Raw genomic sequence first — 20,952 nt, 5'->3', positions numbered from 1 at the left:
GACAGGAAAGACTCAAGATGCATTTACTTTTGAGAAAGCGAAAGAATATATTAAAAATGAATATAAAGAAGACTATGATTATACGCTAGAAAATACGCAAGTAGAGAATGGAAAGAAATATTATCAAATTAGAGTGCGTACGACATATAAAATAGAAGGCGCAGCTGGATCAGGATTTACTGGCGTATTTAAAGTATTTGAAGATGGTACAATTGTTGAAGTGCACTAAATTAATGGAAAGGTATCCTCAAAGTGTTTGAGGATACCTTTTTAGCATAAAAAAAGGCATCTAGCAAAAGTACTAGATGCAAATAAAAACACAAGGGAAGACAAAATTCTTCCCTTTTCCCGTAAGTAATTATATCAAAAAATTTATAAAAAACTAGCTTTATTTTTAATATAATTGATGTGTGAAGCTATGAAAGTATAAGATTACACTATTTTTATAGTGTTTTGTTGGGAAAGGAGCCACGTATATGATTAATTTTAAACCAGAAAATTTGAACCAACTATTAAAAGTGATGCTCATTAGTGCGAATAAGTCTTATGATGCGATTCAAGAGTATGAATATACGGGAGAAGCAGTCGTATTCCGTGTAGACTTCGAATATATTGACGTTTCTCTTATGATTGTAGATATGCTAGGAAGATCAGCGGCGAGATTTAACATTTTGCCATTTGCTAAACCAAATACGAATGAGATAGATTACATTCAGTTTCAAGTGCATTCCATTAATGAAGGGAATTTTAAAGAACTAATCGATACGATGTAAAAAACTATAAAGTGAAACTTTAATCAGTGGGAGACTCATCCCCACTGATTATTAGTTGAACCAATCGGACGTTTACGGGCAGTTGATCGTCCCTCTAACTTCTTTGCTCCAGCTGAAATTTTTGGGGGAGTTCTACTGCCCGTTAACGCGGGATAATTTTACAAATATGTATATACCAACTAATATATAAGTAATAAATTCATATAATTGGAGTGATGAAATGCAGCCGTTAGAAAGGGAGATTCATTCTAATATGCTGAAAGTGTGGCGAATTCACGCTTTAATTGGGGCGGCAGTTATACTAGCAGTCGTAATTGCGTATTTCTTTTTTATGATCAATTTTAATTGGTGGGGTTGGTTGTTTGGCTTGTTAGTAACAGGCGCTATTTTATTTATCCCGCTTGATTATTTTGTGTTTCCAAATTTACGTCAGCGCTATTATAGTTACAGATTAAATGAAGAAGAGATTGAGATTCAAAAGGGAATGTTCATTGTAAAACGCGTACTCATTCCGATGATGCGTGTGCAGCACGTTACGATTGAACAAGGACCGATTATGAGAAAGTATAATTTAGCAGAATTACATATTTCAACAGCAGCAACTTCTCATAGTATTCCAGGTTTAACGAAAGAAGAAGCAGAGCAGCTGAAAAGACAAATTGGAGAACTTGCGAAAGTGAGTGATGAGGATGTATAAGAGGCAACATCCGATTACGATATTGTTAGGTATTCGAATTGCAACTTTGTTGCCTTTTATTTTGCTTGTTTTATTTCGATCAGATGGCCAAGTAAAACCTTGGTATCTCTTACATCTTGTTCTCTTGGCCATATTCTTCATTATGGCTATTTTCTCAGCTATAAAATGGTATTTCAAAGTGTACTGGGTTGAAAGTAATATTTTACATATAAAGCATGGTGTGTTCGTTAAGAAAGAAAGTTACTTAAATAAAGAACGTGTGCAAAATATTAGTACGTCTTCTAACATCATTTATCAAGTGCTTGGACTGACGAAATTAAATATTGAAGTGGCAGGCGGCGGTACTGAGCCAGAAGTGATGTTGGCGGGTATTAGAGAAGATGAAGCGAAGGAACTCATTGCTTTATTACATAAAGAAAGAAGTGTTGTGAGTGAAGAAGCGCCTGCGGAAGAAGGAAGTAAGACGGTATATCAGTTAACAACGAAAGAGATTTTAGCAGCATCTATTACATCTGGTAGATTCGGATTAGTGTTTTCTATGTTAGTCATCCTTTACACAGAGTTTAATCAATTTCTACCAAAATGGCTTATCAATAAAGTAGAAGCGTATGTGATGGATAACGGTGTATATGAATTAATCGTTATGGCGGCGATTTTAATGGCAGTTTCGTGGGTCATTTCAACAGCAGGTTATGCATTAAAATATGCGAACTTTAAAATTGAGCGAAACGGAAATGAAGTTCGTATCGTGCAAGGTTTATTTGATAAGAAAGAGTTTGTTTTAAAATTACACCGTATTCAAGCGATTACGGTGAAAGAAGGCATTCTCCGCCAGCCTTTCGGATATTGCTCTGTCGAAGTAGAAGTCATTCAAAATATAGAAGCGGCAGGAAATGAGGTGATGTTACATCCTTTTATGAAGAAAAAAGATGTGCAGCAGTTACTCGCATATTTACAGTTGCCGTATGAAATGGAAGCGGAAATCGTTCATTTACCGAAAGCAGCATTACGTCGTTATGTCATCATGGGCTGGATTACAAGTGCCGTACTCGCTGTGCCAATCATAGGTGCGAGTATATATTTTAAACAAAATATCGCGTTATTCACTCTCATACCACTATGTATTATATTTACGTTACTTGCATACGCGCGGTATACAAGTAGTGGTTATATGATACGAGACAATCAGTTAGTCATGGTGTACCGAGGACTCGCGAAATATACAGGAATCATGCGAAGAAGGCATGTGCAAGCAGTCGGATACAGTCAATCGTATTTTCAAAAGAAAGACGAGCTATGTACAGCTGTCGTATCGGTAGCGGGGCATCCTTACAAAGTGAAGCATATGCAAAAAGAAGATGCGCTTTGTATATATAATTGGTACAAAGAAAAAAGAAACACCGGCGTGTAACGGTGTTTCTTTTTTTATGTCGTCATTTGTCGATAAGTCGATATTCTTTGTCGAATCGTCGATATATTGTAAGTTACGGTCGATATATTCGAAAAATCGCTGATATATGCTGAGTTGTGATCGATATAATTTCACATACCGCCAACTCCAAACTCCGAAAACTAAACTAACACATCAAAAGTAGTCACAAATGACGGATGAGAGAAGATACTTTTCTGCTGTTCCGCATGTGGATGTGCCGGAGTTTTTCCTTCTGCTTGGACAGGACGTTTTTTATGAGCATTTTCGAATGAACGTGATTCTGTCCAGTCTTTAAAGTTTTGCTCTGTTTCCCACATCGTTAAGATGACATATGTATCGTTACTTAATGGGCGTAGAACGCGGATCGCTTGGAATCCGGGTTCGTTTTCAATAAGGCCTGCTCGGTTTTTAAAACGGTTTTCAAATACAGGGCGACCTTCGTCTGTTACAGAAATGTTGTTACAAACGATATAGCCAGGTTGTCCTTTAAATTCTCCAACAGCGTCTAGTACATCATACCTAAGAGATCCTTCTACAGATTCTTCTGTATTTTCTTTATAAAACATATTTTTTTCATCATTTTTTGCAGTGAAATGTGCTTGTTCTAGAGGTGTTTCGTATGAAATAATAGCTTTCATTTTAATGCCCCCTTATTTATTTGTTTCTATTATATCAACTCTCTTAAAAAACTTCGAAGATTATATACATAAAGATACCTCTTTTTCAAATAATAAATGTACCATCATTTGGAAAGAAGGCCGATGTATGAAGAAAGTAAAGTGGACTTTATTAGGTGGGTTAGCAACGCTACTATTAGCGATTGTCCTTTATAAACTAATTGTGTTAGCTGGTGGCTATATGATGGATGAAAAGCAGCTCGTTTTCCACTCTTCATCACGTATCGTTGACCAGAAAGGGAAAGAAATTACGAAATTATACGTAGAAAATAGAGACTTGGTGCCAATCGAGCAAATTCCGAAATATGTGCAGCAGGCGTTCGTTGCGGTGGAAGATTCTCGTTTTTATGAGCATCAAGGAATTGATTATCCGTCTATATTTCGGGCCCTTTATAAAGATACGTTAGCAGGAGAGAAGGTCGAAGGCGGTAGCACGATTACGCAGCAACTTGCTAAAAACGTCTTTTTAACTCGTGAAAAAACATTTACGCGTAAGTTGAAGGAAGTCGCAATTTCCCTTCAATTAGAGCAAAAATATACGAAGCAACAAATTCTTGAAATGTATATGAATCATATTTATTTTGGCCATGGAGCTTACGGTATTCAAGCTGCAGCAAAGTTATATTTTAATAAAAATGTAGAAGATTTAACAGTAGAAGAGGGCGCAATGCTTGCAGGTCTTCCGAAGTCGCCAAACGGTTATTCACCTTATTTTTCTCCAGAGAAGAGTAAAGAACGCCGTGATCTCGTATTGTCACTTATGCATAAACAAGGCTATTTGACTGCCGAAGAAAGCGTACGTTATCAAGGAAAGACAATCGCTCTATATAAAAACTTAGATGAGAATGAGCTCGCATATATGCCGTATATTGATATGGTCATAGATGAAGCAGCACGTTTATACGGATTGTCTCATCAAGAAGTACTTCGCGGAGGGTATACGTTTGTTGTACCGATGGATGAAAAGATTCAAAAGGTAGCGTATAACCAGTTTCAAGATGCAAGGAATTTCCCTGGGAAAGAAGAGGGCGCGCAAGGTGCTTTTTTATTAATGGATAATCGTACAGGCGGAATTAAAGCGGCGATTGGCGGAAGAAAGTACGTCCCGAGAGGATTTAATCGTGTTTTTGCAAAAAGACAGCCCGGTTCTGTGCTAAAACCACTTATCGTTTATGCGCCAGCACTCGAAACGAAAAAGTATAATCCGTATTCTTTATTGACGAATGAAAGACATTCTTTTGAAGGTTATGAGCCTCGGAACTATAACCGTGAATATTCGAAGGAAATAACGATGTACGATGCGATTTTAGAGTCAGCAAATGTACCGGCAGTTTCTTTATTAAATGAGTTAGGGGTAGAAGAAGGAAAGCAATATTTAGAGAAAGGAAATGTTCATATTGCCGATGCTGGCTTAAGTACAGCGCTTGGCGGATTGAAAAATGGTGTTTCAACATTTGATCTTGTGAAAATGTACCGTGCGTTTTTAGCAAATGGTGATATTATTGAGCCGCACGTTATTGATAAAGTGTTAAATAGACACGGTGCAGTCATTGGAGAGTCGCCAAAAGTAGAAACGAAAATTTTCTCGAAACAAACGGCTTGGTATATGACGAAAATGCTTGAAGGAGTTGTGAAAGAAGGGACAGCGAAAGCCGGTGTATATAACGGGGCGTTAGCTGGAAAAACAGGTACAACTTCACTGCCAAATGACGATAATGGAGCGAGAGACATGTGGTTCGTTGGCTATACGCCAAATTTAGTAGGCGCTGTTTGGATTGGTTATGACCGCATAGATAAAGAGCATCAGTTGCAAGGAGAAAGTGCGTCAGCAACAAAATTGTTTAAGAAAATTTTAACGAAAGCAAATGTAGAACAGAAAGAGAAATTTAGGAAGCCAGAAGGTGTGGAAACAATCGGTGCTCCGATTCGTCTGCGCAAGATTGAAGATGTGAAAATGAAATTAGCATTTAGTCCTTTCGGTTTATTTAAAGCGAAATTAAGCTGGACACCACTTCCAGATGAAAGAATTATGTATCGTATTTATAGAGTGGAAAATGGAATTCATACGCATGTAGGTACTGTAAACGGTGCCGGGGAATATGAGGAAAAGTTTGTTAACATCTTTTCAAAACCGAGTTTTTACGTTGTGCCATATAACACACAAACGAATCGTGAAGGAGAAAAGTCAAAAGTAGCTAAACCATAGTTTTTCTCTGTGTTATAATAAGAATGTTGTGAAAATAGTAAGCGTTTTTAAGAATGTTTGTGTCAATTTAATGAACAACGTACATAATATTATGCATTTTGTTTTTACAAGCTGTATAGTAAAAAAAGATAAATATCGAACGTATTCGAAGCATTGTGGTAAGGAAGGGAGCTAGGGTCTTGGTAAGAACTATAAATGAGACATTTTTACAAGCATGTAGGGGGGAACGTACTGATTATGTACCAGCATGGTATATGCGTCAAGCAGGTCGTTCGCAGCCGGAATATAGAAAGATAAAAGAAAAGTATTCTTTATTTGAAATTACACATAATCCAGAGTTATGTGCTTACGTTACAAAACTGCCAGTTGATCAATATAACGTAGACGCAGCAATTCTATATAAAGATATTATGTCACCACTACCTGCAATTGGTGTGGATGTAGAAATTAAATCAGGTATTGGCCCAGTTATTGATAATCCAATCCGTTCTTTACAAGACGTAGAAAAACTAGGGGAAATCAATCCAGAAGATGACGTGCCGTACATATTAGATACAATTCGTTTATTAACGACAGAAATGTTAGACGTACCGTTAATCGGTTTTTCAGGAGCTCCATTTACGTTAGCGAGCTATATGATTGAAGGCGGTCCATCTCGTAACTACCATAATACGAAAGCGTTTATGTATGCAGAGCCGAAAGCTTGGTTCGCATTAATGGATAAACTAGCAGATATGGTTATTACATATTTAAAAGCGCAAATTAACGCAGGAGCAAAAGCAGTTCAAATTTTCGATTCTTGGGTTGGAACAGTAAACGTAGCAGATTACCGTGTATTTATTAAACCAGCAATGGAGCGTATTTTTGCAGAAGTTCGCACGATGGGTGTACCGATGATTATGCACGGCGTAGGAGCTGCGCATTTAGTAAATGAATGGCATGACTTACCGCTTGATGTAGTCGGTTTAGACTGGCGTTTACCAATTGAAGAAGCACGTGCACGCGGCGTTCATAAGGCGGTACAAGGTAATATGGATCCTTCGTTCTTACTTGCACCATGGTCTGTTATTGAAGAACATGTAAAAGGTATTTTAGATCAAGGGATGAAGCAGCCAGGTTATATCTTTAACTTAGGTCACGGTGTATTCCCAGAAGTAAATCCAGATACATTAAAACGTTTAACTACATTTATTCATGAATACTCTAAAGGGCAGTTAGCGAAGTAAAGGAGCATTGCTGTATGAAAAAGAAAATTGGTTTGCTTGTAATGGCATACGGAACGCCATATAAAGAAGAAGATATTGAACGTTACTATACACATATTCGCAGAGGAAGAAAGCCAAGTCCTGAAATGCTAGAAGATTTAACAGAGCGTTACCGTGCAATTGGTGGTATTTCTCCTTTAGCTACTATTACATTAGAGCAAGCTAAAAAGTTAGAGAAGCGTTTAAATGAAGTACAAGATGAAGTAGAGTACCATATGTATCTTGGCTTAAAACATATTGAACCGTTTATTGAAGACGCAGTGAAAGATATGCATAACGACGGTATACAAGATGCAATCGCACTTGTTCTTGCGCCGCACTATTCTACGTTTAGCGTAAAATCATACGTTGGACGAGCACAAGAAGAAGCTGAGAAACTTGGAAACTTAACAATTCATGGCATCGATAGCTGGTATAAAGAACCGAAATTTATTCAGTACTGGGTTGATGCAGTGAAAGGTATATATAACGGTATGTCAGACGCAGAACGCGAAAAAGCAGTATTAATCGTATCAGCTCACAGCTTACCAGAAAAGATTATTGCAATGGGCGATCCATATCCAGATCAATTAAATGAAACAGCGGACTATATTGCAAGAGGTGCTGAAGTAGCAAACTATGCAGTAGGCTGGCAAAGTGCAGGAAATACACCAGATCCTTGGATTGGTCCAGATGTACAAGATTTAACGAGAGAACTAAATGAAAAGCACGGTTATACTTCATTCGTATATGCACCAGTTGGATTTGTTGCGGAACATTTAGAAGTTTTATATGACAACGACTTTGAGTGTAAAGTTGTAACGGATGAAATTGGCGCGAAATATTATCGTCCAGAAATGCCAAATGCAGCGGACTCATTTATTGATTGTTTAACAGATGTTGTATTAAAGAAAAAAGAATCTGTACTGTAAGAAGAAAGGGGGAGCCTGCTTGAGGAAAAAAGTTGTAATCATCGGCGGAGGCATCACTGGATTAACAGCAATGTATAACTTACAAAAACATATTCATGAAAAAAACTTGCCGATTGATACATTACTTATAGAAGCATCGGGTAAACTTGGCGGAAAAATTCAAACCGTTCAAAAAGATGGATTTACAATTGAGCGCGGACCGGATTCTTTCTTAGCACGAAAAGAAAGTGCAGCTAGATTAGTGAAAGAATTAGGTCTTGGCGATGAACTTGTAAATAATCAGGCCGGTCAATCATTTATCCTCGTAAACAATCGGTTACATAAAATGCCGAATGGATCAATGATGGGAATTCCAACGCAAATTACGCCGTTTCTATTCTCCGGGCTGTTCTCCCCAATTGGTAAACTAAGAGCTGGTTTTGATCTATTAATGCCGAGGTCAAAGCCAGTATCTGACCAATCACTCGGACAATTTTTCAGACATCGTCTTGGAAACGAAGTGGTTGAAAACTTAATAGAGCCGTTACTATCGGGTATTTATGCAGGAGATATTGATGAAATGAGCTTAATGTCAACATTCCCGCAAATGTATCAAATTGAGCAGAAACATCGTAGTATTTCACTCGGTATGCGTACGCTCGCTCCGAAAGAAGAGAAAGCTGAACCGAAAAAAGGAATCTTCCAAACAGTGAAAACAGGTTTAGAATCTATTGTAGAATCTCTCGAAGCAAAGATGCATGAAGGTACGATAATAAAGGGAACTCGCATTGAAAAAGTTGCAAAACAGGGTGATGGCTATACGATTACTCTTAGTAACGGAAAAGAAATAGAAGCGGACGCGGTCGTAGTGGCAAGTTCACATAAAGTATTGCCATCTATGTTTGCACAGTACAAGCAGTTTCGTTTCTTCCGCAACATTCCGTCCACATCAGTTGCGAATGTAGCAATGGCTTTCCCGAAATCAGCCATTCAGCGCGATATTGATGGTACAGGATTTGTTGTTTCTCGAAATAGTGATTACACAATTACAGCATGTACGTGGACGCATAAAAAGTGGCCACATACAACGCCAGAAGGAAAAACGCTTCTTCGATGTTACGTTGGACGACCTGGTGATGAAGCAGTTGTAGAACAAACAGAAGAGGAACTCGTTCAGCTCGTACTAGAAGACTTACGAAAGACGATGGATATTACAGAGGATCCAGAGTTTACAGTCGTAAGCCGCTGGAAAGAAGCGATGCCCCAATATACAGTAGGCCATAACGAGCGAATGAAGAAACTCACAACATTTATGGAGAAAGAGTTGCCAGGTATATACTTGGCAGGTAGTTCCTACGCTGGTTCTGGTCTGCCGGACTGTATTGATCAAGGTGAGAAAGCAGCAAAGCGTGTGCTAGCTCATTTGGAGAAAGTAATGGATACGGAATTAATCGCACAGTAAAGAGAAACGCCTTCAATCACATTGAAGGCGTTTTGTTACTTATTCACCAATAAACATATATAAGTTATTTGGCTTTATAACGGCATCTCCTGCATAAATAACCCATTCTGTTAAGTCATCAAAATCTAAATGATAACTATTTCCTTCACTCATATCTTTTATAAAATATGGTTCGTTAATGAGTATTCCTTGAATGAATTCTTCCGTAATGTTTTGCATTTCAAACCACATATGTTCACTTTTTCCCTCTTCGTAGGAAACACCAAACTTAGCGAGAAAACGAAAATCTTCATTTGATTGTTCAATTTGAAAAATGTTGCTGAAATACCCGAAAGTATTCTTCGCATTGTAAGCCATACGAGCCGTTTCACTATTTGTTTTATAGAACATGAGCCCTGTAGCTTCCTCGTGTTCTTTGAAAAAGCTTTCGATACATTCTTCTGAAGTATCAAATTTGAACAAGAGAACAGATGGCGATTGATGGTATTCATCTCGGTCATCCATCCCGCCTAAGAATGTGTTTTGTGCATCTATAGGTTGTAGTTTCACTTCTTCATTCTCAATTGAAGATAATTGATCCATACTCGTTTTATGCCCAATATAAGATAATCCTTTTTCCCACGGAACAGCTACTGTATGTATAGAACCTTGCTGACTATGCGCGATAACGATAGGCTCATTCATAGGGACTTGTCCATTCTCAACGGCATTATTCGCAAATGTTTGAAAGAGGTCACCAATGCCGTAGTAGGAAGAAATACGATTTGGAATAATTAATTCTATTTCTGTTACGCCCGCTCTTAAAAGGCCGTGTGTATGAAACCAATATTGCGTAGGCTCGCCTTCTTTATCGTCTTCATAAACGGAATGAATAACGTATAAGTCAGGAATGTCAGGTAATAATTCATTTTCAACATGATATTCAATATAGCTTCTAGATATCACTTTCATTGCGGCACTTGAATCAATTACAAATAACAAATCCGGGGCGAGGTTCCATAAAAACTGTATTTGCTGGAAAAAGCAGTCTAGCACATCGCCTACAAATAGCGTACGGGTGAAAATTTCAGTACCGAAAGCCGCATCTTCAAAATGACGATCTACGATTGTAGAATCTTGTCTATTGTACAGTTTATATTCTTCTGGGTCATTCGCCTCATCAATATGCAGTTCATATGGTATGACTTTTTCATCCATATGTAACTCGACGATAAGGCTTGTCTCATCACTATAAACAATTTTTAACTCATCAACTTTAGTAGCGATAGTTTCTAGCCGCTGTTTTAATTGCTCAATTGTAATTCTAGTTGGTATAACAGCGATCATATCTGAAAAATGACGTTCTAATGTTCCATTCATAGCTGCGCGGTATGTTTCTGTTTGCACTTCCATCCAATCACTCCTATTCAAATGAATCCATTTTACATGCCAATTAAATTTCGATATTTCTGTTTTTTCTCTTTCATATTATAAAACGCATTCGTCGAAGGTGTAAAATTATTATTTTGTATTATTGTTTGAAAACGAGTAAATTAGATTAATTTTTTGTAAAACTTGTCGAAATATCATTCTATATAACGAATCATTTGATATGATAGAAATGCTGAGAAAATATGAAATAGGGAGAGGGAAATGGCTGTGAAGAAATTGTTAAGTGTCTTTTTATCATTCATACTATTGCTTTCATTTACTGGAACTTTAGCGCATGCAGAAGAAACTACTTCTATGTCAGTAGAAAAAGCGATTCAAGTATTTAAACAGCAAGGGAAAACGAAGGGGACAGTGGAAGGATATATCGTTGGATATACGCAAAGCCCTTCTAAGTACACGAAGGATCCGGCTAAGTTTGACGACACAAATGTGGCAATTGCCGATTCGCCAAATGAAACGAATCCAGACAAAATCATGCCTGTTCAGTTGCCAAAAGGCGATGTGAGAGCGGCAGTAAACGTAAAAGATCATCCTGAAAATATTGGGAAGAAAGTTAGTTTAACAGGGACGCTTGAATTATATTTTAGTAGCCCAGGTTTAAAATCAGTAACAGCTCATAAGTTTCAAGGAGAAGGACAAAACCGTGTTAGCGATGTAGTAGCTTCACCTAGTGGCGGAGAAGTTGCGAAAGGAACAGCGGTAACGTTAACAACGAATACAGAAGGAGCAACAATCTATTACACGTTAGATGGTTCTAACCCTACAAATAAAAGTGTTCGTTATAATGGACAAATTATAGTGAATGAAAATAGTGTAGTGAAAGCAATTGCTGAAAAAGAAGGGCTTACTTCTTCAGCAGTTTCAACATTTTCATTTATTATCGTAAACAATGAGCCAGTTCGTATTCATGATATTCAAGGAAAATCACATATTTCTCCTTACAACGGGAAGAAAGTATACAATGTGGAAGGCGTTGTAACAGCACTTGATAAAAATGGTTTTTATATAGAAGACAATCAACCAGATAATGATCCAGCTACTTCAGAAGGTATGTACGTATACAAAAAAGATGCAAATGTAGCAGTAGGAGATCTTATTCAAGTTGATGGAGTAGTAGAAGAATATGTTGGACCTGGATATGCAGAAAGGTTTGAAACAGACTTAACGACGACGGAAATTAAAGCGAGCCGCGTTGCTGTAATCGCAAAAGATCAAGCTTTACCAGCACCGATTGTACTTGGAGAAAACGGTGTGAAAATTCCTGATCAAATTATCGATAATGATGCATTTGGTTTATTTGATCCAAATGAAGATGCAATCGACTTTTATGAAAGTATAGAAGGTATGCGCGTTACGATGCCAACGCCAAAAATTATTGCCCCTCAGAAAAACGGAAATTTATATGTAACAGTGAAAAATGGTGGGAATAAAGTCGTAACAAAATATGGCACACCTGTATTAGATGAAAATCAATTAAATCCAGAGCGTCTTTCTATAAAAGTACCTCGTGATTATGTAGCGAAAGTAGGAGATACTTTCACTGGAGATATAACAGGAGTAGTCGGATATGATTATGGTGCGTTCCGCATTTCGCCAATAACGGAATTACCATCTGTAGTAGACGGCGGATTTAAGCAAGTAGGGGCGAATATTCAGCCGCGTCTTGATAAGTTAACAGTTGCTACATATAACATTGAAAACTTCTCGGCGAATAAAAAAGAAACAACAGATGAAAAAGTAAAGGCGTTAGCGTATTCTATTAAATACAATTTAAAAATGCCAGATATTATCGGGGTAGAGGAAATGCAAGATAATAATGGAACGATTAATGACGGTACAACAGATGCTTCATTAAGCGCAAAACGTATTATTGATGCGGTGCTAGAAATTCGCGGGCCAAAGTATGAGTATGTAGAAATTGCTCCGCATAATAATCTAGACGGTGGAGCGCCAGGAGCGAATATTCGCGTCGGTTTCTTCTACAACCCATCACGCGTGAAATTAGCAGCGGTACCGAAGTTACTTGATAAAAATGTCGTTCGCATTGGAGACGAAAACCCATTGTTTGAAAGTACACGTAAACCACTTGCGGCAGAATTTACATTCCAAGGACAAAACGTTGTTGTCGTTGCAAATCACTTAAACTCAAAACTAGGAGATGCAACGCCATTTGGAAAAGTACAACCGCTCGTATTAAAAAGTGAAGAAAAACGAGTTCAATTAGCACAAGAAGTAAACAATTTCGTACAAGGTATTCAGAAAAAAAACACGAATGCACCAGTTGTTGTGTTAGGGGATATGAACGATTTTGAGTTCGCTAAACCATTAAAAACGTTAGAAGGAACAATCTTGAAAAATATGTTAAACACAGTGCCGAAAGAAAATCGCTACACGTACATCCATGAAGGAAATGCACAAGTGTTAGATCATATTTTAGTAACAAACAACATTGCACCGCACACAATAGTAGATCCAGTACACTTAAACTCAAACATTATGAAAGAACATGGACGTGTAAGTGACCACGACCCAGTACTTGCTCAAATTGATTTGAAGAAAGCTTCTTAAATAATTGTAAAAGAACGCTTAGAAATATACTGAGCGTTCTTTTTCATTATTAGGAATTTTTATGCTAAAATAGATTGAATATTCACTTTTTAACATTAGGGGGTGTAGACATATGGTAGCCCAACTAAATGGGAAACTAATGAACCAACTAGCGATTTTTTTTAGCATGTTCATAATAATTAAGTTTCTAGCCGATGTAACAGGTCTTACGCAACCACTAGGTATGTATTATTTAGGCACGCTTAGTACAAATATCGCTTATATAGCATTCGGTCTAGCCGTAATTTTTACTATATTGGGTATTAAAAAGGAATTAAGTAAATATGCCATTATTTCAGTATGTTCGGCGGTAGGAATTCAAATAATCTATATGGTTGTTTTTGTAGTTTTATGGATGTTGGCAGGTACGCCGTAAAGGGGAGATGATTATATGAGTATTGAAAATATACGATTGATACATGTAAATGATAATAATCTCTATGTAAAAATGTTAGGAGAAGGCGAACCAATCATATTTCTTCATGGAGGACCTGGAAGTGAACACCGCTTTTTTCTTCCCTATATGGCTCCACTAGCAGAAAAATTCCAACTAGTTTTTTATGATCAAACAGGTTGTGGAGAATCGGAAGAACCAAAGGATAATCAATATTCTATGAGGGATGAGGTTGCAAACTTAGAAGCAATGCGTGTGCAATTAGGGTTTGAAAAGATAAATATATTAGGTGAATCATGGGGATCGATGCTTGCATTATTGTATGCAACTACATACCCCGAACGAGTGAATAAGTTACTTTTAACAGCTGCGATAGGAGTTAATGTAAAAGGATTGGAAATGTTTGGTGAAGAACTGCAGAAGAGGTTAACGGAAGAAGATAAAGTAATCATTTCTGAAGTAAGCGAGAAGATTAAAATAGGAGAGGCTTCTATATACGATATGTTACAAGTATTAGATCCATATTATGTGTTTTCTAAGGAAACTTTAACTTATAAACAGAAAACGACTTTTAGTAATGAAGTTAACACAATACTAGGTGCAGATATGGTAAAAAATTATGATGTGACTAAACAAATAGAAAAGCTTTCGGAAACTCCAATATTAATTGCGCAAGGAAGTCATGATATTTTAACTCTTGCCACTATAAAAGAACATTTTACAGAATACATACCTCATATAGAGTTTGTAGAGATTGCGAATTGTGGACATTGGACGGTAGTAGAGCAGCCAAAGCAAATGTGTAATATCGCATATATTTTTTTTGAGAACTAAGAATAAGAGCGTAATTCCCATATAACTCAGGGAATTACGCTCTTATTCGTTCAATGATTTAGTCTGAAATTACTTGAAACGCTTTTCTACATCGATCTCTTTTTTGCAGTCTTCTTTTATATTTTTTTCTATCTCGCTTTACTCCTTGTATATACATAAGTAAGCTAACGAGAAGGAAGAAAGCACATTGCATCGTTAAAATGTACGGTGACATGCCTTGCAATGGTTGCTTTGGATCATATAAATGAATAGGTGCTCCACCTATTGTAGGGAATATTGTATTTAGTAGGACGTACGGAATGGAGTTAACTGCAAATGGAAATAGAATGGCCATATAGTCTTTTTGTGACCATGCAGATGCAGCAAGTCCTAAGAGGGCCATTAAACCTGCAAATAAAAAATTAATTCCAATATATACCGTAATGTAAGTGAGAGGCGCATCGAAGTATAGGTTTGCGAACATTCCATCCTCATTTATGATGCCAGAACCAATCGTAGGTGTTCCGTCTGGAATTGTTAATTTGCAAAATAATAACGATAAGATGAATGGAAATGTATAAAGAAATCCTCCGCAAAAAAACGTAACGATATATTTCGTTACTGAATAAGGAAATAAAGAAATTCCTTTGCTCACGAACGGTTTAAAACCATCTGACTTATCGGAATTGTAACTTGTACTAAAGGGGAAACTCGCAATAACTGGCATTAATAATAAATAAACATCCATTTCATTATCACGAAATCCAATCCATTTTATATCTGTTGATATAGGTCCGCTCGCAGCGTCTCCTAAATAACGAATGACATAATAATAATGATAAATACAAATAAGAACGAATCCACTAAACATAATAATTAAAGAAACACGATTACAAAAAGCTTGCTTTATATTTAAACGAAGTGCACGCATCATGACTGAAAAAGCCTCCACTATTTTGATAAAGTGAGACTTTAATCAGTGGGGGGGTTCTTCATCCCCCACTGATTATTAGTCTTCACCAATCGGACTTTTATGGACAGCCCGATCCCCACCTAAATTCTTTGCTTTCGCTGAATTTTGAGGTGGGGGTCTTACTGCCCATTAAAGTCGGATAAACTTGTCTATTTTCTATATTACTATTAAATGTAAAGATTTTCTTGTTTTTTTATTTGATTATTTAAAAAAAGAGAAATTTGTTGTTGGGAAGTAAGGTTTATTTGAAATTAGTTTTTTCTAAAATATGGTTGACAATTAAGTATTACGTTTGTAATCTTAGTTATAGATTACAAACGTAATACGAAGGAGTGAAATATATTATGACTAATCAATTACCTAAAATATCTGAAGCAGAATTAGAAATTATGAAAGTACTTTGGTCTAATTCTCCACAAACAGCGAATGAAATTATAGAAGAACTGGAAGATGCAATGGAATGGAAACCGAAAACGATCCGCACATTAATTAATCGATTAGTACAAAAGGAAGCCGTTGCTTATCATCAAGATAAAGGGCGTATGTACGCTTATTATCCATTAGTATCACAAGATAATTATTTACAAGTGGAAACGAAATCTTTACTAAAGCGTTTTTGCGGCGCGGCGTTTAAACCATTACTTGTCAATTTCTTAAAAGAGGAAAAATTGTCTTCAGAAGATATTAACGAACTAAAACGCATTTTAGACGAGAAGACCGAGGAGAATAAGAGGAAGGATTGATAAAAATGATAGACATGCTTATAAATGTATACCTTCCTTATTTTTTTGATTGGCTTATAGAAACGTCTCTTATGGCTAGTATATTAGTGGGATTTATTTTATGTATAAAAATACTATTTAGAAATAAATTAACCCCCCGGTGGCAATATATGCTGTGGATTGTATTAATGATTAGACTCCTTTTACCATGGTCACCAGATAGTTCTTATAACATTTATTCATTACTTTCTTATCGTTCTAGCGTATCGGAAGTTATTCCTAAAAATATGCCGTCTACTGAGAGTATAGTGAATATAGAAAGCGACCGTACAGTGGAATCAAATTCTAAAATGGTGACAAAAACTAGCGAACCGGAAGTAGAAGTCAGTTCGGAACAACAGACTACATTTTCTTTATACAAAATTGCTTTGTATGTGTGGCTAGCTGGGGTCATCGTATTAGCATTTATTACGTTTCTTACAAATAGACGGTTATATTCGTACATAAAGAAACAACCGGATATTACGGATGAACAGGTCGTTACGGTGTTTAATCGCTGTAAGCAGTCTATGAAAATGAAGAAGGTAGTTTCATTACGTTTAGCAGGAAAGATTGCGAGTCCAACTGTGTTTAGTTTCTTTCGCCCAAAAGTATTACTATCAAAAAAACACATGAAAGTATTAAACGAGCAACAATTACAACATGTTTTTTACCATGAGTTAGCTCATATTAAAAGAAACGACGTAGCTGTAAATTGGATTATGTACAGCTTAATCCTATTAAATTGGTTCAATCCGATTCTTTGGTACGCCTATTTTTGTATGCGAGAAGATCAAGAGTTAGCCTGTGATGCATATGCACTTACGTTTATAGATAAAGAGGAGCAAATTGCATATGGTCATACAATTATTACCCTTTTAGAACACTACTCCTATCAAGCACCAAGCCTAGCAAATTTAAGTAGAAATAAACGAACACTAAAAAGGAGAATCGTTATGATTAAAAAGTTCCAGAAGAAATCGTATCGTCTTTCTTTACTCGGAGTTATTGTCATAGTTGCTATAGCATCTCTTTCTTTATTCAATGCACGTACAACGGAAGGAAAGGAAAAGCAAGAGGATAAAGTAGAGCAGTCAAAGGATGCTTTCCAAAATGCTGTAGATATGCTGTATGGTACAGAAGAAAATGCGAAAAAAGAATATCATTATTCAGCAAGAGTGTATGAAGAAAAGACAGATTACTTATATTTAGCTGAAAAAGCTTTAACAAAAGATGAATTCCAGCAGTACATAAAATTATCTAAAAAAATTATTAATATACAGAAAAAAGGTGCTCCGAGAGATTCTGACTACGAGTCAACAGTTTTTAGAGAAGAGCGTTTATCAAAAGCTGATCGTGACAAATTATATGCACTTTATGATCAAGCAAAACCATTTGATGACAAAGTATACGAATCTTTAAATTACACGGTAAAGGAAGCGCAACAACATGTTGATTTTCAAATTAAGAAGCCAACGTACACAATTGAAGGATACAATCTGAAGGACGAAAATGTAGGTTATTTTATTAAGAGAAGACCTGAATTAATTATTGAATTAGAGTATACAAACGGAAAAGGAAACTATACAACTTATCAATCGCAAGTATTTGGAGAAAGTAAAGATCCGTTTCATGCTTTATTTGGTGTAGAAGAAAACATTGAACAGTACGAATTAGAAGGTAATCAAATATTCTACGCGACTCATAACTCGGATAGTAATTTACAAGGTATGAAGATGATTGTTCCTGCAAAAGGGAAAAATAGTGCATACCAAGTTGTTATTATTAATCATAGTCTAGAGCGTCAAGGAGAAGCAGTATTTGATAAAAATGTAAATAAGGAAGAGTTAGAGAAGATTATGATTTCTATGTTGAAATAGTAAAAAGGTGTTCTAGAGATGTATATCTTAAGGACACCTTTTCCTTTTCTCTTTTCTTCTGATAAACTATGGACAGTATGATATAACTTGACTGGAATTTTTTATACTGGAAATAATAAAAAAGAGAACTTGTATACAATGTAAGCGTGTGGTAATATCAAAGATGTACTGATTGACTATATTATCCAATTGGTCATTTTTGGAGGTGAAGATGTGGCGATAGATCGAAAACGTTCTATTATTGAAGCTGCAACAAAGTCTTTTTCAGCATTCGGTTATAAAGCAACAACGATGGATCAAGTAGCAAAATTAGCGAATGTAGGAAAAGGAACGATTTATACTTTTTTCAAAAATAAAGAAGAGCTATTTGGTGAAATTATTTCTAATTTAATTACAGAAATGAAGCAAGTTGCAGAAAATGCAATTCGTTCAGATGTTTCATTTTTTGAAAATGTACATAGAGCATTATATAGCATATTAGAATTCAGAAAAGAACATCAGCTCATGATTAAATTAATTCAAGAAGAGCGCGATATGGGAACGAAAGAAGTACAAGAAGTGATGCAACAAGTAGATGTGGAAATCGTTTCTGTCATTCAATCGTATTTAAAGATTGCGATTGATAAAGGTGAAATTAGCAAATGTGATCCAGAAATTACAGCATTTATTATGCTTCGCTTATACGTATCGCTTATTTTTGATTGGGAAAAAAATCATGAACCGTTAGAAAAAGAAAAAATCGCAGAATTATTCGAACTTTATTTATTAAAAGGATTGTCAAACTAAGATAATCCTTTTATTCTTATAAAAAGTGACCAATTGAACAAAACGGTCATACATTTATTTTAGGAGGGATAATAAAAATATTCACTTCATAGTAAAGAACAGTTGCATAGTATAAATTCGGGGATAAGGCATATGTATGAATAAGTATAGCCTTTTTGTTTGGGTAAAAATGACTAATTGAACATTTTAGTCATTTTAAAAAAGGGGGGGAAATAATGAAAGGAAATCAGTTACTTCGTAAAGAGTTCACACAAATTATAAAAAGTAAAAAAATATTAATTCCAATTATCGCGGTTTTATTCGTACCGATTTTATATGCAGGTATGTTTTTATGGGCCTTCTGGGATCCGTATAAACAGTTAGATGATTTACCAGTTGCGGTAGTCAATTTAGATAAAGGGGCAGTATTTGATGGGAAACCAATTGAGGTCGGAAAAGGGCTCGTTGATAATTTAAAAGATAATACAAGTTTCAAATGGGAATTTGTAAGTGAAAAAGAAGCGAAAAAAGGAATGGAAGGCAGAAAGTATTACATGTTAGTACGCATTCCAGATGACTTCTCAAGTAACGCTACAACGTTATTAAAAGAAGATCCGAAGTCATTAAACTTAGAATATATTCCAAACGAAAGCTTAAACTTCCTATCTTCACAAATTGGCGGAACAGCCATTGAAAAAATTAAAGGTGAAGTATCAAGTACGTTAACGAAAACATATGCAGAGAAAATGTTTGATTCCATTCAAGACGTCTCAAAAGGATTAGCAGATGGGGCGGAAGGAGCAAATAAACTACACGACGGATCAAGTGAGCTGCATGATGGTTCAAGTAAAGTGACGGAAGGTCTTCATACACTTCAAAGGAAGTCTGGGGAGATGAAGGATGGGGTTCAGAAATTAGCAGATGGATCTAATAAGTTACAAGATGGCTCCGGAAAAGTGACAGCAGGTTTAAATACGTTAAATGACAAAACCGGTGAAATGCAAATAGGCGTCGGAAAGTTATTAGACGGATCCGGAAAAGTAACGAACGGTTTACATGTATTAAATAGCAATGCAGGTATCGGAAAATTAGTAGATGGGTCAGGAAAAGTAACAGAAGGTTTAAATACATTAAATAGCAAAACGGGTGAAATGCAAAAAGGAATTGATGAATTGCATGATGGATCTGAGAAAGTGACTGGGGGTTTGAATAAATTAGTAAGTAAATCCGGTGAATTACAAAAAGGAACAACTGATCTATCAAATGGTATGGGGAAACTTGTTGAAGGACAAAATCAATTAGAAAAAGTGTCTCAAGAAATTCAAAAGGGATTGCAAGATTTAAATAGTAACGTACAAAAATCTGCTGCGGGCTTAGAGGAAATGCAGTCGAAAGGTCCTTCTATATTGAATACAGTAAATGAGAAAATAGATGGAGCTGGGGAAAATGTGGATCAATTAAATGAACTTACGCACTCAACAGCAGAAGATGCAAAAAATGCAGTACAAGATGTAGCGAATTTACAAAAGCAAATTGAAAGTTTACCAAAAGAATATCAAGAGCAGTTACAACCATTCATAACAAGTGCCGTAAAAAGTACAACGACAGTTCAGCAAAAATCTGCTGGGGTAGCAGGTGGAACAAATAGATTAAATGAAGAAGTAAAACAAATAAAAGGCGAAATAAATCAAAAAACAGGTGATGGACCAAGTAAACTGCCGAATGCAGCAGAATTAAAATCCTTAACTGTTGGTATTGAGCAATTATCCAGTGCACAAAAAGGGTTTGTTGAAAAATTTCAAGGGTTTGGTGCGAAGTTAAATACTGCTAAAGAAGGTACAAATAAATTTAAAAATGAATCCGGTCAATTAATTGATGCGATAAATCAATTAGCAGATGGCTCGGGTCAAGTAACAGGTGGCTTAG

At 36.2% G+C, this 20,952-nt stretch carries 17 protein-coding genes and 1 pseudogene; 15 read left to right on the top strand and 3 right to left on the bottom strand.

Annotation, left to right across the window (positions count from 1 at the left end):
* From MR079_RS22705 to MR079_RS22690, 4 genes and pseudogenes are all read left to right on the top strand, one after another.
* Positions 1–229: pseudogene (locus MR079_RS22705) on the top strand (hypothetical protein); the annotation flags it as partial.
* Between the two features lie 247 nt (positions 230–476).
* Positions 477–773 (top strand): protoporphyrinogen oxidase, encoded by a 297-nt coding sequence (locus tag MR079_RS22700; protein ID WP_242294688.1) that lies wholly within the window; start codon positions 477–479, stop codon positions 771–773.
* Between the two features lie 220 nt (positions 774–993).
* Entirely contained in the window at positions 994–1,470 is a 477-nt protein-coding gene (locus MR079_RS22695; RefSeq protein WP_139868834.1) for a PH domain-containing protein, read from the top strand.
* Positions 1,463–2,881: a PH domain-containing protein gene (locus MR079_RS22690; RefSeq protein WP_242294687.1), complete on the top strand. Its 1,419-nt coding sequence runs from the start codon at positions 1,463–1,465 to the stop codon at positions 2,879–2,881. The genes MR079_RS22695 and MR079_RS22690 overlap by 8 nt, the downstream gene beginning before the upstream one ends.
* A gap of 161 nt (positions 2,882–3,042) precedes the next feature.
* On the opposite strand, the gene hmoB is transcribed toward MR079_RS22690, so the two are convergent.
* A complete protein-coding gene (hmoB, locus tag MR079_RS22685) occupies positions 3,043–3,540 on the bottom strand; it encodes a heme-degrading monooxygenase HmoB (RefSeq protein WP_242294686.1) in 498 nt (165 codons plus the stop codon).
* 127 nt (positions 3,541–3,667) lie between these two features.
* On the opposite strand from hmoB, the gene MR079_RS22680 reads away from it, so the two are divergent.
* The 4 genes from MR079_RS22680 (at position 3,668) to hemY (ending at position 9,402) form a co-directional block, all read left to right on the top strand.
* Positions 3,668–5,785, top strand: a complete 2,118-nt coding sequence (locus MR079_RS22680) for a transglycosylase domain-containing protein (protein ID WP_139868828.1) — start codon at positions 3,668–3,670, stop codon at positions 5,783–5,785.
* Positions 5,786–5,964: 179 nt separating this feature from the next.
* On the top strand, positions 5,965–7,011 hold the full coding sequence (hemE, locus tag MR079_RS22675; RefSeq protein WP_242294684.1) for a uroporphyrinogen decarboxylase: 1,047 nt from the start codon (positions 5,965–5,967) through the stop codon (positions 7,009–7,011).
* Positions 7,012–7,025: 14 nt separating this feature from the next.
* Positions 7,026–7,961 (top strand): ferrochelatase, encoded by a 936-nt coding sequence (gene hemH, locus MR079_RS22670; protein ID WP_139868827.1) that lies wholly within the window; start codon positions 7,026–7,028, stop codon positions 7,959–7,961.
* 19 nt (positions 7,962–7,980) lie between these two features.
* Positions 7,981–9,402 (top strand): protoporphyrinogen oxidase, encoded by a 1,422-nt coding sequence (gene hemY / locus MR079_RS22665; protein WP_242294683.1) that lies wholly within the window; start codon positions 7,981–7,983, stop codon positions 9,400–9,402.
* A gap of 39 nt (positions 9,403–9,441) precedes the next feature.
* Here hemY and MR079_RS22660 read toward each other — a convergent pair whose 3' ends face one another.
* Entirely contained in the window at positions 9,442–10,794 is a 1,353-nt protein-coding gene (locus MR079_RS22660) for a DUF4026 domain-containing protein (protein WP_242294681.1), read from the bottom strand.
* Between the two features lie 240 nt (positions 10,795–11,034).
* Between MR079_RS22660 and MR079_RS22655 the strand changes: the two genes are divergently transcribed.
* From MR079_RS22655 to MR079_RS22645, 3 genes are all read left to right on the top strand, one after another.
* The gene (locus MR079_RS22655; protein WP_242294680.1) at positions 11,035–13,401 is read left to right on the top strand and encodes a DUF6359 domain-containing protein; all 2,367 of its coding nucleotides are present in this window, start codon (positions 11,035–11,037) and stop codon (positions 13,399–13,401) included.
* 112 nt (positions 13,402–13,513) lie between these two features.
* Positions 13,514–13,816, top strand: coding sequence for a hypothetical protein (locus tag MR079_RS22650; RefSeq protein WP_139868816.1), 303 nt, complete (start codon positions 13,514–13,516; stop codon positions 13,814–13,816).
* A 15-nt stretch (positions 13,817–13,831) separates the two neighbouring features.
* Positions 13,832–14,668 (top strand): alpha/beta fold hydrolase, encoded by an 837-nt coding sequence (locus tag MR079_RS22645; protein ID WP_242294679.1) that lies wholly within the window; start codon positions 13,832–13,834, stop codon positions 14,666–14,668.
* A 58-nt stretch (positions 14,669–14,726) separates the two neighbouring features.
* Here MR079_RS22645 and MR079_RS22640 read toward each other — a convergent pair whose 3' ends face one another.
* Positions 14,727–15,581, bottom strand: a complete 855-nt coding sequence (locus tag MR079_RS22640) for a hypothetical protein (protein ID WP_242269599.1) — start codon at positions 15,579–15,581, stop codon at positions 14,727–14,729.
* A 383-nt stretch (positions 15,582–15,964) separates the two neighbouring features.
* Here MR079_RS22640 and MR079_RS22635 point away from each other — a divergent pair, with 383 nt between their 5' ends.
* From MR079_RS22635 to MR079_RS22620, 4 genes are all read left to right on the top strand, one after another.
* Positions 15,965–16,363, top strand: coding sequence for a BlaI/MecI/CopY family transcriptional regulator (locus MR079_RS22635; RefSeq protein ID WP_242294677.1), 399 nt, complete (start codon positions 15,965–15,967; stop codon positions 16,361–16,363).
* 5 nt (positions 16,364–16,368) lie between these two features.
* The gene (locus MR079_RS22630; protein ID WP_242294676.1) at positions 16,369–18,261 is read left to right on the top strand and encodes a M56 family metallopeptidase; all 1,893 of its coding nucleotides are present in this window, start codon (positions 16,369–16,371) and stop codon (positions 18,259–18,261) included.
* Between the two features lie 213 nt (positions 18,262–18,474).
* Positions 18,475–19,047, top strand: a complete 573-nt coding sequence (locus MR079_RS22625) for a TetR/AcrR family transcriptional regulator (RefSeq protein ID WP_000963375.1) — start codon at positions 18,475–18,477, stop codon at positions 19,045–19,047.
* A gap of 215 nt (positions 19,048–19,262) precedes the next feature.
* A partial coding sequence (locus tag MR079_RS22620) for a YhgE/Pip domain-containing protein (RefSeq protein ID WP_242294675.1) occupies positions 19,263–20,952 on the top strand: 1,690 nt, incomplete at its 3' end.

Source organism: Bacillus cereus group sp. BfR-BA-01381, from assembly GCF_022663555.1.
Taxonomy (GTDB): Bacteria; Bacillota; Bacilli; order Bacillales; family Bacillaceae_G; genus Bacillus_A; species Bacillus_A pacificus.
The sequence above is the reverse complement of the archived record's forward strand: the minus strand, read 5'-3'. Positions and strand labels throughout refer to the sequence as shown.